General features: G+C 67.1%; 16 protein-coding genes. 6 read left to right on the plus strand and 10 right to left on the minus strand.

From position 1 onward, the window contains the following. Positions 1 to 4 precede the first annotated feature (4 nt). Entirely contained in the window at positions 5 to 997 is a 993-nt protein-coding gene (locus RQI28_RS02850; RefSeq protein ID WP_311221068.1) for a tripartite tricarboxylate transporter substrate binding protein, read from the minus strand. A 144-nt stretch (positions 998 to 1141) separates the two neighbouring features. Here RQI28_RS02850 and RQI28_RS02855 point away from each other — a divergent pair, with 144 nt between their 5' ends. Continuing rightward, positions 1142 to 2071, plus strand: coding sequence for a LysR family transcriptional regulator (locus tag RQI28_RS02855; protein WP_311221069.1), 930 nt, complete (start codon positions 1142 to 1144; stop codon positions 2069 to 2071). 39 nt (positions 2072 to 2110) lie between these two features. Here RQI28_RS02855 and mdeB read toward each other — a convergent pair whose 3' ends face one another. Beyond that, positions 2111 to 4822: an alpha-ketoglutarate dehydrogenase gene (gene mdeB / locus RQI28_RS02860; RefSeq protein ID WP_311221070.1), complete on the minus strand. Its 2712-nt coding sequence runs from the start codon at positions 4820 to 4822 to the stop codon at positions 2111 to 2113. Between the two features lie 104 nt (positions 4823 to 4926). Between mdeB and RQI28_RS02865 the strand changes: the two genes are divergently transcribed. After that, positions 4927 to 5397, plus strand: coding sequence for an Lrp/AsnC family transcriptional regulator (locus tag RQI28_RS02865; RefSeq protein ID WP_311221071.1), 471 nt, complete (start codon positions 4927 to 4929; stop codon positions 5395 to 5397). 6 nt (positions 5398 to 5403) lie between these two features. Here RQI28_RS02865 and RQI28_RS02870 read toward each other — a convergent pair whose 3' ends face one another. Together RQI28_RS02870 and RQI28_RS02875 are read right to left on the minus strand one after the other, a co-directional pair. Next, positions 5404 to 5706, minus strand: coding sequence for an antibiotic biosynthesis monooxygenase (locus RQI28_RS02870; protein ID WP_311221072.1), 303 nt, complete (start codon positions 5704 to 5706; stop codon positions 5404 to 5406). A gap of 44 nt (positions 5707 to 5750) precedes the next feature. Further along, positions 5751 to 6737 (minus strand): AraC family transcriptional regulator, encoded by a 987-nt coding sequence (locus tag RQI28_RS02875; protein ID WP_311221073.1) that lies wholly within the window; start codon positions 6735 to 6737, stop codon positions 5751 to 5753. 74 nt (positions 6738 to 6811) lie between these two features. Here RQI28_RS02875 and RQI28_RS02880 point away from each other — a divergent pair, with 74 nt between their 5' ends. Beyond that, entirely contained in the window at positions 6812 to 8053 is a 1242-nt protein-coding gene (locus RQI28_RS02880; protein WP_404976838.1) for an MFS transporter, read from the plus strand. Between the two features lie 21 nt (positions 8054 to 8074). Here RQI28_RS02880 and RQI28_RS02885 read toward each other — a convergent pair whose 3' ends face one another. The 6 genes from RQI28_RS02885 to RQI28_RS02910 all read right to left on the minus strand — a co-directional run bounded on the left by RQI28_RS02885 (position 8075) and on the right by RQI28_RS02910 (position 12169). Continuing rightward, positions 8075 to 9001, minus strand: coding sequence for a DUF3014 domain-containing protein (locus RQI28_RS02885; protein ID WP_311221074.1), 927 nt, complete (start codon positions 8999 to 9001; stop codon positions 8075 to 8077). A 135-nt stretch (positions 9002 to 9136) separates the two neighbouring features. Beyond that, positions 9137 to 9805 (minus strand): alpha/beta fold hydrolase, encoded by a 669-nt coding sequence (locus tag RQI28_RS02890; protein ID WP_311221075.1) that lies wholly within the window; start codon positions 9803 to 9805, stop codon positions 9137 to 9139. A 74-nt stretch (positions 9806 to 9879) separates the two neighbouring features. Then, on the minus strand, positions 9880 to 10296 hold the full coding sequence (gene arfB / locus RQI28_RS02895; protein ID WP_311221076.1) for an alternative ribosome rescue aminoacyl-tRNA hydrolase ArfB: 417 nt from the start codon (positions 10294 to 10296) through the stop codon (positions 9880 to 9882). 6 nt (positions 10297 to 10302) lie between these two features. Continuing rightward, a complete protein-coding gene (locus RQI28_RS02900) occupies positions 10303 to 11172 on the minus strand; it encodes an alpha/beta hydrolase (RefSeq protein ID WP_311221077.1) in 870 nt (289 codons plus the stop codon). Next, positions 11169 to 11612, minus strand: coding sequence for a type II 3-dehydroquinate dehydratase (gene aroQ / locus RQI28_RS02905; protein WP_311221078.1), 444 nt, complete (start codon positions 11610 to 11612; stop codon positions 11169 to 11171). The genes RQI28_RS02900 and aroQ overlap by 4 nt, the downstream gene beginning before the upstream one ends. A gap of 152 nt (positions 11613 to 11764) precedes the next feature. After that, complete coding sequence (locus tag RQI28_RS02910; RefSeq protein WP_311221079.1) at positions 11765 to 12169, minus strand: hypothetical protein; 405 nt, start codon at positions 12167 to 12169, stop codon at positions 11765 to 11767. A 186-nt stretch (positions 12170 to 12355) separates the two neighbouring features. On the opposite strand from RQI28_RS02910, the gene RQI28_RS02915 reads away from it, so the two are divergent. The 3 genes from RQI28_RS02915 (at position 12356) to RQI28_RS02925 (ending at position 15690) form a co-directional block, all read left to right on the plus strand. Beyond that, on the plus strand, positions 12356 to 14164 hold the full coding sequence (locus tag RQI28_RS02915; protein WP_311221080.1) for a glutamine--tRNA ligase/YqeY domain fusion protein: 1809 nt from the start codon (positions 12356 to 12358) through the stop codon (positions 14162 to 14164). A gap of 145 nt (positions 14165 to 14309) precedes the next feature. Continuing rightward, entirely contained in the window at positions 14310 to 14636 is a 327-nt protein-coding gene (locus RQI28_RS02920) for a DUF2322 family protein (protein WP_311221556.1), read from the plus strand. A gap of 151 nt (positions 14637 to 14787) precedes the next feature. Further along, the gene (locus tag RQI28_RS02925; protein ID WP_311221081.1) at positions 14788 to 15690 is read left to right on the plus strand and encodes an alpha/beta hydrolase; all 903 of its coding nucleotides are present in this window, start codon (positions 14788 to 14790) and stop codon (positions 15688 to 15690) included. Positions 15691 to 15807 lie beyond the last annotated feature (117 nt).

The following is a 15807-nucleotide window of genomic DNA, read 5'->3' on the forward strand; positions in this document are numbered from 1 at the left end:
GCCATCATTTGGCGCTCAGGTTCAGCGAATTGAGCGTGGATCCCCAGGCCTGCGCATCGCGGCGGGCGACCTCCATCAGCTGGCTGGCCGGCCCCGCCATCGGGATGGCGTTCATGCCCTTGAGTTTGGCCTGCACCTCGGCGTTGGCATGGAAGGCGCGCGTGCCTTCATGCAGCTTGGCGATGATGGCGGCAGGCGTGCCGCTTTTGGCAACGATGCCGCTCCAGCCCATGGTGTCGAAGTCTTTCACGCCCAGCTCGTTGGCCGCCGGCACGTCGGGCAGCTCGGGCAGGCGCGAAGGCGCCAGCACCACCAGCGGCACGACCTTGCCACTCTTGATGTGCGGCAGCGCGGTTCCACCCACCGGCGCCATCACCTGCGTCTGGCCGCCGATGGTGGCCATCAGGCCGTCCGGCTCGCCCTTGAACGGCACGTGGGTCATGGAAATGCCCAGCTTCTTTTGCAGCAGCTCCACCGCCAGCTGGGTCGAATTGCCCAGGCCCGACGAAGAGAAGTTCAACTCGCCCGGGTGCGCCTTGGCGTACTTCACCAGGTCATCGAGCGACTTGAAGCCAGTCGCAGGGTTGGCCACCAGCACGAAGGGCACGGTGCTCAGCATGCCCACACCGACGAAGTCCTTTTCCGGGTCGTAGGGCAGCGGCTTGTAGACGAACTTGTTCAGCACCATCTGCGACACCCCGCCGAACATCAGCGTGTAGCCGTCGGCCGGCTGGCTCAACACCTGCTGCACGGCGATGATGCCGCCCGCACCGGGCTTGTTCTCGACCACGATGTTGGCGTTGATGGCCTTGCCCGCATGCTCGGCCCACAGGCGTGCGACGGTGTCGGAGCTGCCGCCCGCTTGCTGCGACACGATGAGGCGAATGGGCCGCGTGCCAGGGTAGCCGGCGTCTTGCGCCAGCACGGGCGAGGCGGCCATGGCGCCCAACGACAGCACGGCGGCTGCGATCTTCGCAAGGCAGGAAGTTTTCTTCATGGTGTGCAATCTCCGAAAAGGGGTCGAGCAGAGGGTGGAGTGGAATCGAATCGCTGGCGGCACCGGGCCGCTCTGCCTTGATTATTCGGGCCGCCACCCCGCCGCGCCAGCGAATTCGCCCGATGGATCCATTAGCATTCACTCATGGGTTCCTACGATCAAGTCGCCTGGGCGCGCCGACTGAAGGTCAGGCACCTCGAGTCGTTCCTGGTGCTGGACGACGCCGGCACGCTGACCGAGGCAGCCCTGCGCATGCACATGACGCAGTCGGCCATGTCGCACTGGCTGGCCGATCTGGAGGAGCTGGTGGGCATGCCGCTGGTCACGCGCGGGCGGCGCATTCAGCTCACACCGGCGGGCATCATCATGAAGCGGCTGGCAGTCAGCGTGCTGGGCGACATCTCGCGCACGCAGATGGAACTGGGCGCCGTGGCCGAAGGCCGCACCGCACGCCTGCACATCGGCAGCGTATGGGCCGGCGTAGCGCGCGGGGTGCCGCAGGCGCTGGCTGAATTCCAGGCGCTGTACCCACACATTTCAGTCACCGTGTCGGAAAGCCCCTTCGGCCAGTTGCTCGAAGGGCTGCAGAACAAGCAGCTGGACGTGGTGGTGGGCTCGCTCGACGCACGCGCGCACGATGCACGGCTGGAACACCGCGAACTGTTTGAAGACAACGTGTGCCTGGTGGTCGGCCGTGCGAGCCGGTGGTGGAACGCCACTGGCACCGTGCGCCTGGCCGACCTGCTGCAAGAAAACTGGATCATGCCGCCCAAGGGCACGCTGATGCGCGCGCAGCTCGATACCGCCTTGCTCGACAGCGGTGCGCCCTGGCTGCTGCCCAAGGTGGAGACCGCCGCCATCACCACGCTGCAGGCGCTGGTGCACCAGGGCGACTACGTGGGCGTGTGCTCCGAAGCCATGGCCCAGTACCAGGCCACGCTGGGCAACATGCAGATCCTGGCGCTGGACCGCACCATCCGCTTCGGCCCCGTGGGCGTGGTCTGGAGCCGAGACAACCCATCGGAAGCCGTGCAGCGCTTCGTGGAGCACATCACCCGTACGGCAAGCGAATAGCTACCAAAACCATAGCTGCATGCGCTTGATGGATAAGCGCTAGAGGCCAATTTCACTCAAATTTTTGGTGCTGCTCAAAGCTTGCTGCGCCACCTGAACGATGTGGGCCGCGTCCACGCCGAAATAGCTGCGCAGCGCCGCCCGCGTGTCGCTGCGGCCAAAGCCGTCGGTGCCCAGCGTCAGATAACGGCGGCCGGCGGGCACGAAGGCGCGCACGCTCTCAGGCACTGTGCGCACGTAGTCGGTGGCGGCGATGACCGGGCCGCTCGTGCCGGCCAGCACCTGCTCCAGCCAGGGCGTGCCCGGCGCTGCGTCGCCTGCCAGGCTGCGCTGCTCGCACGCCACGCCGTCGCGCGCCAGCTCGCTCCAGCTGGTCACGCTGATGACGGTCACGTGGACGCCGTCAGCCGCCAGTTGCTCGGCCGCCTTGACCACTTCGGTCAGGATGGCGCCGGAGCCCAGTAGCGTGACGCGGTTTTCAGATTCAGATGAAATCGGCCTCTCGCGCTGGATGGACAAGCGCTTCCAGCTATCAAAAACATAGCACCCACGCAACACGCCGGTGCGCGCCGCTTCAGGCAAGTCGGGTTGGGCGTAGTTCTCGTTCATTAGCGTGACGTAGTAGAAGACGTCTTGCTGCTCGACCAGCATCTCGCGCATGCCCGCATCAACGATCACGGCCAGCTCGCCCGCATACGCCGGGTCGTAGGCCTTGCAATTGGGAATGGTCGCCGCCACCAGGTGGCTGGAGCCGTCCTGGTGCTGCAGGCCCTCGCCGCCCAGCGTGGTACGGCCGGATGTAGCGCCCAGCAAGAAGCCCCGCGCACGCTGGTCGGCCGCAGCCCAGATGGCGTCGCCCACCCGCTGAAAGCCGAACATCGAGTAGTAGATGTAGAACGGCAGCATGGCCAGGCCGTGCACGCTGTAGCTGGTGGCGGCCGCCGTCCAGCTGGCAATGGCGCCGGCCTCGCTAATGCCCTCTTCCAGAATCTGCCCGTCCATCGCCTCGCGGTACGGCAGCACCGAGCCGATGTCTTCCGGCGCATAGCGCTGGCCCACGCTGCTGTAGATGCCCACCTGCTTGAACAGGTTGGCCATGCCGAAGGTGCGCGCCTCGTCGGCCACGATGGGCACGATGCGGGGCCCGAGCTGCGCGTCCTTCAGCAGGCTGCCCAGCATGCGCACGAAGGCCATGGTCGTGCTCATCTCCTTGCCGTCCGCGCCCAGGGCGAACTGCGCGTATTGCGGCAGCGCCGGCACGGGCACCACGTCGCAGGTCGTGTCGCGACGAGGCAACGGGCCGCCCAGCGCGGTGCGGCGGGCGTGCAGGTATTGCATCTCCGGGCTGTCTTCGGCCGGGCGATAGAACGCCAGGCCGGTGGCCTGCGCGTCCGTCAAGGGCAAGTTGAAGCGGTTGCGAAATTCGATCAGGTCGGACTCGTCGAACTTCTTCTGGCTGTGCGTGGTCATCTTGCCCTGCCCCGCCGAGCCCATGCCGTAGCCCTTCTTGGTGTGCGCGAAGATCACCGTGGGCTGGCCCCGGTGCGCGGCGGCTGCGGCATAGGCGGCGTGGATCTTCACCAGGTCGTGCCCGCCGCGCTTCAAGCGGTCGATCTGCTCGTCGGTCAGGCCCTGGGCCAGTGCCGCCAGCTCGGGGTTCTGGCCGAAGAAATGGTCGCGGTTGAAGCGCCCGTCCTTGGCGGCGAAGGTCTGCATCTGCCCGTCCACCGTGCCGCCGAGCGTGCGCGCCAGCGTGCCCGTCAGGTCGCGCGCGAACAGGCCGTCCCAGTCGCTGCCCCACAGCAGCTTGACCACGTTCCAGCCCGCGCCGGCAAAGAGGCGTTCCAACTCATCGACGATGCGCCCGTTGCCGCGCACCGGGCCATCGAGCCGCTGCAGGTTGCAGTTGACCACCCAGACCAGGTTGTCCAGCCCCTCGCGCGCGGCCAGCGTCAGCGCGCTCATGCTCTCGGGCTCGTCCATCTCGCCGTCGCCGAACACGCCCCAGACTTTTCTGTTCGTGCAATCGAGCAGGTTGCGGTGCGTGAGGTAGCGCATGAAACGCGCGTGGTAGATGCTGCTGATCGGCCCGATGCCCATCGAGCCGGTCGGGAACTGCCAGAAGTCGGGCATCAGCCACGGGTGCGGATAGCTCGACAGGCCCTGCGCGCCGGCTTGCGATGCGGTGATCTCCTGGCGGTAGTGCTGCAGGTCGCGCTCGGTCAGGCGCCCCTCCAGGTACGCCCGCGCATACACGCCCGGCGCGCTGTGCGGCTGAAAGAACACCAGGTCGCCCCGGTGCTGGCCGGGCGCCGTGCCTTCGCGCGCATGGAAGAAGTGGTTGAAGCCGGCCTCGAACAGATCGGCCGCGCTGGCGTAGCTGGCGATGTGCCCGCCCAGCTCGCTCGATCCGCCCATCTCGGCCTGGTTGGCGCGCACCACCATCGCCAGCGCATTCCAGCGCATCAGCGACGCCAGGCGTTCTTCGATGGCCAGATCACCCGGGAACACGGGCTGTGCCTGCACGGCCACCGTGTTCACATACGGTGTGTTCAGCGTGGGCTGCCAGCCGGTGCGCTGCTGGCGCGCCAGGTTCGCCAGCTCGTCCAGCACGAAGCGCGCACGCTCGGGGCCGTGCGTGGCGACCAGCGCCTGGAAGGCCTCGCGCCATTCGGCGGTTTCTTGCGGATCGGAATCGGGCGCGGAGGTCTCGCCAAAGGCCAGGGCGTGCAGCGGCAAAGGAGCGTTCATGACAATCACTCTATCGACGACGCCACGGCATGAGCGGCTGTTACGCGTCGTGATTAACCCGATATGGCGGCATGTTGTGCCGCCATTTACTTAAACTGCAGCACATGAAACTCGACACCATGGATTTGCGCATTCTGGCCGAGCTGCAGGCCGACGGCTCCTTGTCGAACGTGGAACTGGCGCGCCGCGTTCAGCTGTCGCCATCGCCCTGCCTGGCGCGCGTGAAGGCGCTGGAGGCGGCTGGAGTCATCGCGCGCTACGTAGCGCTGGCCAACGCCGCGGCGCTGGGGTTGGGGCTGAACGTGTTCATCAACATCAGCCTCAAGTCACAGGCCAAGCCGTCGCTGGCCGACTTCGAGCGCCGCATCGCCGAGCACGACGAAGTGATGGAGTGCTATTTGATGAGCGGCGACTCCGACTACCTGATCCGCGTGGCGGTGGCCGACATCGGCGCGCTGGAGCGGTTCATTCTGGAGCAGCTCACGCCCATTCCGGGCATCGAGAAGATCCGCTCCAGCTTTGCCCTGAAGCAGGTGCGCTACAAAACCGCCCTGCCGTTGCCTTCGCTCACCTGAGCCCGCTCAGAGCACCGTCTCGAACAGTTCCAGCTGCGGCGGGCCAAGGTAGATCTCGCGGCGGCTGCCGGCACCGGCATGCGCTGCCCGGAAGGCTTCGGAGCGCGTCCAGTCGTCGAAAGCGGCGCGCGATTCCCACACGGTGTGCGAGGCGAACAGCGTGTGCTCGGCGGTCGACGCGCCCTGCAGCAGGTGGAACTGCTTGAAGCCCGGCACCTGCGCCAGATGGCTGTCGCGCTGCCGCCAGATCTCGATGAAATCGGCCTCGTGGCCCGGCACGATGCGAAAGCGGTTCATGGCAATGAACATGGGAAAGCTCCTGTGAATGGCAAGAAAATCGAGCGCTGCGCCGTTCAGGCAGCGCGTGCCGCACTCGGCGCATGGCCAATGATGCGCTTGAACGCCCGGCTGAACGAGGCCTCAGATTCGTACCCCAGGCGATGCGCCACCGTGGCCAGCCGCAAGTCTCCCCGTGCAATCCAGCGGCGCGCCTCGAACATCTTGACCTTGGCCACATAGCGCGCGGGGGTTTCGCCCATCACGCGGGTGAACGCCTCGGCAAAGCTGGAGCGCGATGCGCCCATGATGGCGGCCAGCGATTCGACAGTCCAGTCGCGCTCCGGCGCGGCATGGATCGCAGCGATCACCCGGCCGATGCGCGGGCAACGCACGGCGGCAATCCAACCGGTGGGCTGATTGCAGCCGCATTCCACCCACGCGCGGATGATGCTGGCCGCCAGGGCATCGGCCAGCCGGGCCAGCAGCCCGCAGGCGCCGATGCGGTCCAGCGCCACCTCGCGCTCCATCGCGTCGAGCAGCGCCGGCACCGTGGCGTCGCGCCGCGCCAGGTCGCCGGCCACCATCACCTCCGGCATCATGGCCAGCAGCGGGTGCAGCGGGTCGAGGTTGAAGCGCAGCGTGCCGCAGAACAGCACGTGCGATGCCTCCGCCTCGGTGGCGGCCGGGTCGCGCCCGTCCAGTAGATAGATGTTTTCAGACACCGGCACGCGGGCCAGCGAGCCGATGTCGATGGGCGGCGCATCGGGGGCACTGGCCAGCACATGCAGGCCGCCGTGGGGCAGCAGCACGGCATCGCCCGCCTTCAACCGCAGCCAGTCGGTGGTGGGAGTGCGCAGCCACGCGTCGCCACTGCTGACGAAGTGAAAGTGAAAGCGTGCCTCCTGCGCCGGGAACGCCACCGACCACGGGGCGTGAAACAGGCAACGGCCGTAATCCACGCCGTCGAGCCGCAGCCCGAGCAGGATCTGGGTGAGCAGATCCCGCGTCTCGGGCTCGTATCGGGGGATACCCGCAAAAGGTTTGGACGAAAAGTCATGCATCTCGGCGATCCAGGCATGGAAACGCCTGCATGTTATTCCTACGATGCACTTTCCTCCACGCTCAAGGTCTTCCCGTGTCCTCTTCTTCCTCCTGCTCTGCCAGCCTGGACTCCCCCGCCGGCCTGCCACCGGCCGCGCCCATCGACAACGCCACCGCTCCATCAAACGACCAGCCAGCCCAATGGGCGGCCGTGAGCTCGCTGTCGCTCGGTGTCTTCGGGCTGGTGACGGCCGAGTTTCTGCCGGTCAGCCTGCTGACGGCCATGGCAATCGATCTGGGCGTGACGGTGGGCGGCGCGGGCCAGGCGGTGACCGTGACGGCGCTGGTTGCCGCAGTCGCCGCGCCGTCGCTGCCGCTGCTCACGCGCCGGATGGACCGGCGTGTGGTGATGATCGCCTTCACGCTGCTGCTGGTGCTGTCGAACGTGCTGTCGGCCCTGGCCGGCAGCCTGGGCATGCTGCTGGCGGCCCGGGTGATGCTGGGTGTGGCGCTGGGCGGCTTCTGGTCGATGTCGGCCGCGCTGGCCATGCGGCTGGTGCCGCCCACGCTCTTCGCGCGGGCCATGTCATTCGTGCTGACGGGTGTGTCGGTGGCCACCGTATGCGCCGCCCCGGTGGGCGCCTGGATGGGCGAGCTGTGGGGCTGGCGCAGTGCCTTCGTGGCGGCGGGCGCCATCAGCCTGGTGACGCTGGCGGTGCAGTGCCTCGCGCTGCCGTCCCTGCCGCCGCGCGACAACCCCAGCCTGCGCGTGCTGGCCGAGCTGCTGCGCCGGCCCCAGGTGCGCACCGTGCTGCTGGCGGTGGTGCTGGTGATCTCCGGCCACTTCGCAGGCTTCACGTACATCCGGCCGATGATGGAGCAGATCGCGCTGCTGTCGGTAGGCGCTATTTCGGGCGTGCTGCTGGCCTATGGCATTGGCGGGTTCTTCGGCAACTTCGTGGGCGGCTGGATCGCCGGGCGCAGCGAGCGCCGGGCGATCATGCTGGGCGGCGCGCTGGTGGCCGTGCTGGCCGCCACCTTGCTGGTAGCGGGCCGCTCACCGGCCGTCACGGCCGTGGCGGTCACGCTGTGGGGGTTTGCCTTCGGCGCGTTTCCGGTCGGCTTTCAGACCTGGATGGTGCGCGCGGCACCCGACCAGGCCGAGGGCGCGGGCGGGCTGCTGGTGACGTCGTTCCAGATCGCGATCGCCTCCGGCGCCATTGGGGGCGGGCTGCTGGTGGACCATGTGGGCGCGCTGGGCGGGCCAGCCTTTGCCGTGGTGGCCGTCAGCCTGGGCACCTTGCTGGCCATGCGCTACGGCCCCAAGGCGCGGTGACGGCGCCTTGAGCGCCTGCGCTCAAGGCGCCGGCGTGCGGGGAACGGCTCCGCCAGTGGCAACTCGCTTGCGAAAGTCCACCAGCACGGCCTTCAGGCGGCGGGCGTTGTCCGGCCCCATGCGCAGCAGCATCTTCTGGCCGCTGGACAGCGCCTGCAGCTTCGGGTCGGCGAATTCATAGCGCACCCAGGGCCGGGTCGATGCCACCTCGCCCTGCACGCGGGTCAATTGCACTTGCAGCGGGCCGCGCGGCTCGGGCGTGGCGATCAGGTGGTCCAGCACGGCCACCAGGCGGTCGTTGAAATACTTGCCGGGATATCCCAGCTCTTCGTAAGCCGACTGGAACAGCGGGTAGAGCTGGGCATACAGCTTGACCGCGCCGTCGCGCGGCACCGATTCGGCAAACGTGACGAAGGCGCCGTAGCGCGCCGCGTTGGCCGGGGCGATGACCTGGGTCTGCGCGTCGGCCGGGCCTTCCACCAAGAAACGATCAGGCGCGGGTTGCACCGGCCACAGGCGCGACGCGGCCTGCGGGCGCGCCAGGTTGTCCACCGTGGCGACCACACGGCGCACGAAGCCGTCCAGTTGCAGGAAAGAGCTGACCTTCTGGCTGCCCAGCAGGTCGCCCAGGGCCTTGGCGACATGGCTGTCCGAATCGGCCAGCGCGGGCAGACTGCCTGCGGGCTGCGCCAGCGCATCCACCGGGTTCTGCGGGCCGGACGCCACCGGGCGTGGCGCGGAGGCGGGTGCTGCGGCCGGCGGCGCGGCGGTTTCGGGCTGCGGTGCTGCAGCCACCGGCGGCGCTACCGGCGCATGGGCCGGCCGCCACCAGAACCACCAGGCTGCTCCTGCCGCTACGGCAACCGCCAGCACGGTGGGCAGCACCCATGAACTGGAGGACGGCTTGGCACCAGGGCGGTAGGGATCGGCGGGTTCTCGTTCAGGCATGGCTCGTTCCTTTCAGGGTCGGCGATATCACGCCTGTGCGACACCGCAGGCGGCGCAGCGTTCCATCTCGAAACCAATTACTACTATTTTTATAGCTAATAACGCTTATGGATACAGCGCTAGAGGCCAAAAAGACTATGAAACCTCGACCTGGGCCTGCAGCCAGGCCATCGCGTCCTGCACTTCGTCGGGCCGCAGTTCGTGCAGGCTCTGGTACTCGCGATAGGTCAGCGCCAGCGGCGAGGCGCTGGCGTGGTCGCGAATGGCCTGGGCGCTGGTCAGCGGAATCACGTTGTCCTGCACGCCGTGGCTGACCCACAGCTGCTTGCCAGCCAGCGCATCGGCGGGCGCGGACTGCGGCAGCGCCTGGGGCAGCAGGCGGCTGTGCAGCACCAGCGCACCGTGCAGCACGGCGGGCCTGGTCAGCAGTAGCGTCAGCGCCATGATGCCGCCCTGGCTGAAGCCGCCCACGATCACGCGGCGTGCGGGCACGCCCAGTTGGCGCGCTGCGGCTTCCACCGTTTGCGCCACCAGGGCGCGGCTGGCGACTTCCTGCGGCTCATTGATGGAACGGCGGCCATCGGGTTCCACCGAAAAATCGAACCAGGCGTGGGCGTTGGGGCCCATGCGGTAAGGCGCGCGCAGGCTCAATACGTGAAAGGGAGCCGGCACGAAGCGCGACAGGCCGAACAGGTCGTCCTCGTTGCTGCCCACGCCGTGCATCAACACCAGCAGCCAGGGCTCGGGCGTGGCAGTGGTGGGTGGGCGGTGCAGGAAGGAGAGCGGCAAGTCCAGGTTCGGCATGGTCGGCGTCAAAAATCGGTAAAAGCGACAGGTGGGTCGCAACACCCCAGGTTCAAGTCGCCACCGCCCCGGACTTACCCTCCGTCACGTACTCGGCCACGCAGCGCTTTCACGTCGGAGCGCTGGGTTTTCGATTCCAGCCGGCGCTGGCGTGAGCCGTAGGTCGGCTTGGTCGCGCGGCGCGACTTCGGGACCACCGCGGCGGCATCGACCACCTCCTGCAGGCGGCGAAAGGCGTCGATTCGGTTGGCCTCCTGCGTGCGGAACTGCTGGGCCTTCAGCACGAACACGCCTTCCTGCGTGATGCGGCTGTCGCGCAGGCACAAGAGCCGCTCCTTCACCTCGTCAGGCAGCGACGACGCGGGCACGTCGAAGCGCAGGTGCACGGCGCTGGAGACCTTGTTGACGTTCTGCCCACCGGCGCCCTGCGCGCGCACGGCAGACCATTGCACCTCGCGCTCGTCGATCTGGATCAGCGGCTTGCGCTCCATAGTGCTTCAGCCTGGCGCGCCGGCCTGCAGCGCGGCCAGCAGCGCCGCCAGGAAGGCATCGGGCTGCTCGAACTGCACCCAGTGGCCGGCATCGGCAATCAGGGCCATGCCGCGAAAGTCGGGCACAGCGGCGGCATAGGCGCCTTCCAGCGCGGTGATCCACTCTTTATAAAGTGAGTCGTTGTAGCCATAGATGGCGTGCACCGGACACGCCACGCGTGGCAGCGAACGGGCCAGGATGTCGGTATGGGCGAGCCGGCGGCGCGGCATGCGATCACGCAGCACGTTGGCAATGTGCTGGCTGAGCGCCAGTCCTTCGATCAGGTTGGGGTCGTGCAGCATCAGCGCCGCCAGGTTGTAGCGGTGCACGTCCACCTGGTCCTCGGGCGACAGGTGCCGCCAGGCCTTCAGCTCAAACTGGCGCTTGGGCACCACGCCCATGGCGGGGGCGCCGACCAGCACCAGCTGGCGCGCCAGTTCGGGGTGGTCGGCCAGCAACAGGCCAGAGGTCAGCCCGCCGAACGAGAAGCCCACCAGGTCTATGGGCTGCGGCCCGAACAGCGTGCGCATGCCGTCGGCCAGCGGAGCGACGATGGCGTCGGCATCGGAGCCGCCCTCGGGCAGCGCCGAATCGCCGAAGCCCGGCATGTCAGGCACCCATACGCGCCGGCCAGCCGCCACCAGGCCGTCGATGTTGCGCACCCAGTGCGTCCAGCTGCCGCTGCCGCCGTGCAGCAGCACCAGCGGCGGCGTGCCGGGGCGCTCTGGCCCCCAGGCGTGCCAGACCGTTTCGCCATCACCGCAGGGGGTGGTGTGGCGCTCGGCCAGCGCCTGCAGGCGGGCGACTTCCGGGTGAACTGCTGGGGGCTGGGTCACAGGCCGGCCAGGCCGTCGATGGCCAGTGGATAGCCCTGCACGCCCAGACCGCACATGACGGCCTTGGCAACGGCAGACAGATAGGAATGGTGCCGGAACGCCTCGCGCGCATGCACGTTGCTGATGTGCAGTTCGATCAGGGTGACGCCCGTGCCCTTGACCGCGTCGGCCAGCGCCACGCTCGTGTGGGTGTAGGCGCCGGCATTGAAGACCAGGCCTGCCAGGTCGCCGGCCGCATGCATGCGGCCTGCTTCGTGGATCCAGTCCACCAGCACGCCTTCATGGTTGCTCTGGCGAAAGTCGAGTTGAAAGCCGTGGCGCGCGCAGGCGGACACGCACAGTTGCTCTACGTCGGCGAGCGTGTGCGCGCCATAGACTGCAGGCTCGCGTGTACCCAGCAGGTTCAGGTTGGGGCCATTGAGGACGAAGACGGTTTTCATGAGGATGGGGCGCTCCGGAACAGGGCCGTTGCACGTCGCAGGGCACGGGGCCGATAGGCCGGAATTATGAAGGCCCCGTTACCACCCTGTTTCGCCCATGAAAAAGCGGCCCCGTAGGGCCGCCATTCGTTAGTTGATAAGAAACGCTTTTTTTAACGCCAATCGCGCCGGCCATGGCCGTGGCCGTGGCGGTAGCCGTCACCATGCCCACGGCCGTTGCGATAGCCTTCACGGTAGTAGTAGCCGCCGCCATACACAGGCGGTGCCACGACGACGGGCGGTGCGTAGTACACCGGACGCGGTGGACGGTAGTACCCCGGCGGAGGGCCGTAAACCACGGGAGGGGCCGGTGCGTAATAGATTGGGCGCGGAGGCGGTGCGTAGTAGGCAGGTGGCGGGCCGTAATAGCCCGACGAAGCGCCCAGCACCACTCCGGGAACGCCCACGCCCACCGACCAGTGCACGTCACGCGCCTGGGCGGCGCCAGCGCTGGTCAGCAATGCCAGGGCCACGCCGGCTGAAGCGGCGAAGGCGCGGAAAGTGAGGCGTTGAGTCATGGAAATCTCCTTCTTCGTAGGGGGTGGCGCGGCCTGAGTGGCTCGCCCCGCAAAAACCTGGAACACACCTACAACGCACCAGGTGCCTGAAAGGATGGCACAAAGCACACCCGATCTTGTTTCTGGACGTAGCGCGCATTGTTTCATCGCGTAAGCCGCATAGACGCCGGCGCCTAAAATGCGGGGATGAGCTCCCCCTCCTCCCAAGCCACTGTCAAAGACCCCGTCAAGCCCAGCAATTTTCTGCGGCAGATCATCGAAAGCGATTTGTCGCAAGGCACCCATGCCCAGGCCCGCTGGGGTGGCACGCCCGGTGACGCGGCGCACCATGCTGCCGGCCAGCCTGACCCCGCCCGCATTCGCACGCGCTTTCCGCCCGAGCCCAACGGCTACCTGCATGTGGGCCATGCCAAGAGCATCTGCCTGAACTTCGGCCTGGCGGCCAACTATGGCGGCGTCTGCCATCTGCGCTTTGACGACACCAACCCGGAAAAGGAAGACCAGGAATACGTCGACGCGATCATCGACGCCGTGCACTGGCTGGGTTTCGACTGGAAAGCCAGCAGCGACGGCACCGACCACCTCTACTACGCCAGCAATTACTTCGACTTCATGTACCGCGCGGCGGAACACCTGATCGAAGCCGGCTTTGCCTATGTGGATGAGCAAACGCCCGAAGCGATGCGCGCCAACCGCGGCGACTTCGTCAAGCCCGGCGTGGACAGCCCTTTCCGCAGCCGTACGCCTGCGGAGAACCTGGCGCGCTTTCGGGAGATGAAGGCCGGCAGCCTGCCCGACGGCGCCGCCGTGCTGCGCGCCAAGATCGACATGGCCTCGGCAAATATCAATCTTCGCGATCCGGCCATCTACCGCATCAAGCATGCCGAACACCACAACACAGGGAACCAGTGGTGCATCTACCCGATGTACACCTTCGCGCACCCCATCGAGGACGCGCTGGAGCACATCACACACAGCTTCTGCACGCTCGAATTCGAAGACCAGCGCCCCTTCTACGACTGGCTGATGGACCGGCTGGTGGAAGGCGGCCTGATCGCCGCGCCGCAGCCGCGCCAATATGAATTTGCCCGGCTGAACCTGACTTACGTGGTCACCAGCAAGCGCAAGCTGAAGCACCTGGTGGACAGCGGCACCGTTGCCGGCTGGGACGACCCCCGCATGCCCACCATCGTGGGCCTGCGCCGGCGCGGCTACACGCCTGAATCGATCCGCATGTTCTGCGAGCGCATCGGCGTGACCAAGGACTACAGCTGGATCGACTACAGCACGCTGGAAGGCTGCCTGCGCGAAGACCTGGAAAACAAGGCCTACCGCGGCATGGCCGTGCTGGACCCGGTCAAGCTGGTGCTGACCAACTGGGACGAAGTCTTTGGTGCCGGCCACCTGGAGCCCTGCAGCCTGCCCGCCCTGCCTCACCCACCCGAAGGTGTTGAAGCGCCCGTGCGCCACTTCACGCTAGGCAAAGAGGTCTGGATCGAGCGCGAAGACTTCGAAGAAGTGCCGCCCAAAGGCTACAAGCGCCTCTTCCCCGGCAACAAGGTGCGCCTGAAGGGTGGCTACGTCATCGAATGCACCGGCTGCGAAAAGGACGCCAATGGCCGCATCACACAGGTGCTGGCCACCGTCGTGCCCGACACCAAGAGCGGCACCGCCGGCGCCGACACCGTGAAGGTGAAAGCCGCCATCACCTGGGTGGGCGTGGCCGACGGCGTGCCCGCCGAAGTGCGCCTGTACGACCGCCTGTTCACCGACGCGCAGCCCGACGCGGGCGGCAAGGACTTTCTGGCGCTGCTGAATGCGGACAGCCTGAAGGTGGTGACGGCGTATGTCGAGCCTTCACTGGCCCAGGCACAGCCCGACCAGAAGTTCCAGTTCGAACGCTTTGGCTACTTCGTGGCCGATCGCCAGGATCACGCCGCGGGCAAGCCCGTGTTCAACCGCGTGACGGGGCTGAAGGACAGCTGGGGCAAGTAAGGCGTGCGGCGAACCCACGGAAGGCCCGCATCTGCAAGCGGCCCTTCGGTACGCCACCTGGACAATGCTCATTTTTTGATAGCTGATAGCGCTTATGCATAAAGCGCTGGAGCCGTTTTTAACCACTAAATCACTCACCTCGGCCATGCAATTCTCAGCCCGCCTGCAACAGCTCCCTTCCGCGGCCCATCTGGCCGCCTTGCAACTGATCGACGCGCAGGGCCAGACAGTCGCGACGCTGGAGAACAAGCCCGGCCAGGCCGGTTCGGTGGCCGTCTATCACGCGCTTGCTGCGCTCTACGGCGGCACGATCACCCCGGCCGCCGCAACCTTGGGGCTGGAGTGGTATGCCGAGCACACGGCGGATGCGCGGGCCCATCCCGGCAAACATCCCAACATCGACCGCCTGGTGGCATGGGCAGAAGCAAGCCAGGCGTACGCCGTGAAATTGGTGCCCGCCGCTGCCCTGTAGCCCGAGGGCCGGGGCGCGAGAAAAGCAGCCACACAGCCAGACGGCGCGATCTCCGACGGGCGCGGCGCCAACGCCTGCCGACAATCCCCAGCGCTGGCGCTATCGAGCCCGCCCGGATGGCAATGCCCCGGAATCCCCACCGGAGCTGCCTTTGAAAACACCCCATCGAGGTTCCTGGGCGCGCGCTGCGCTCCAAGCCGCAGGCGCATTGGCGTTGATCGCGTGGCTGAGCGGCTGCTCGGCCGTCGGCACGCTCAACGCGGTGACGTCCCAAGACAGCCACACGCTGCAGACCGGCGTGGCTTACGGCTCGCTGCCGCGCCAGCAGCTGGATGTGTACCGGCCCAAAGCCACGGCCCCGGGGAACGGCTGGCCTGTCGTGGTGTTCTTCTACGGCGGATCCTGGAACAGCGGCGAGCGCGGCGACTACCGCTTCCTGGGCGAAGCGCTGGCCGCGCGTGGTGTGCTGACGCTCGTGGCCGACTATCGGCTCTACCCGGAAGTACGCTTTCCTGACTTTCTGGTCGACAGCGCACTGGCCGTGGCATATGGGCTGGACCAGGCCACCGTCCTGGGCGGCGACCCGAAGCGCGTCTTTGCCATGGGCCACAGCGCCGGCGGCTACAACGCTGCCATGGTGGCGCTGGACAGCCGCTGGCTGAAGCCGACGGGCCACACGCCCAGCGAACTCGCCGGCTGGATCGGGCTGGCCGGGCCTTATGACTTCTTCCCCACCGACAACCCTGATGCACAGCCGGTGTTTTTCCACCCGAACTACCCGCTGAATGCGCAACCCATCGAATTCGCCCACTCCAAGGCTCCCCGCAGCTTTCTGGGCGCCCCCACCAAAGACAAGTTGGTCAGCCCTGAGCGCAGCACGCGCCAGTTGGCCGCCAAACTGCAGGCCGCAGGCGTTCCGGTCACGTTGAAGATGTATTCAGGCGCCGCCACCCACACCACGCTGGTCGGCGCGTTTGCCTGGCCGCTGCGCTGGGTGGCGCCAGTGCTCGACGACGTGGTGAGTTTCATTGAGGCTGCACCGCCGGCGCCATGACACGCAACGCCTGGCGCAATGGCCAAACAGCTTGCGCCGGCTGCGTTGTAGCGCTTAAGGTGGTGTTTTCGTCCAGCGCTCGAGTGGACTCTTAGCGCTGATCGGTTTGAGCGTTGC

The sequence above is a fragment of the Acidovorax sp. WCS2018Noco2-16 genome (assembly GCF_031843945.1).
In the GTDB taxonomy this organism is placed as follows: Bacteria; Pseudomonadota; Gammaproteobacteria; order Burkholderiales; family Burkholderiaceae_C; genus Paracidovorax.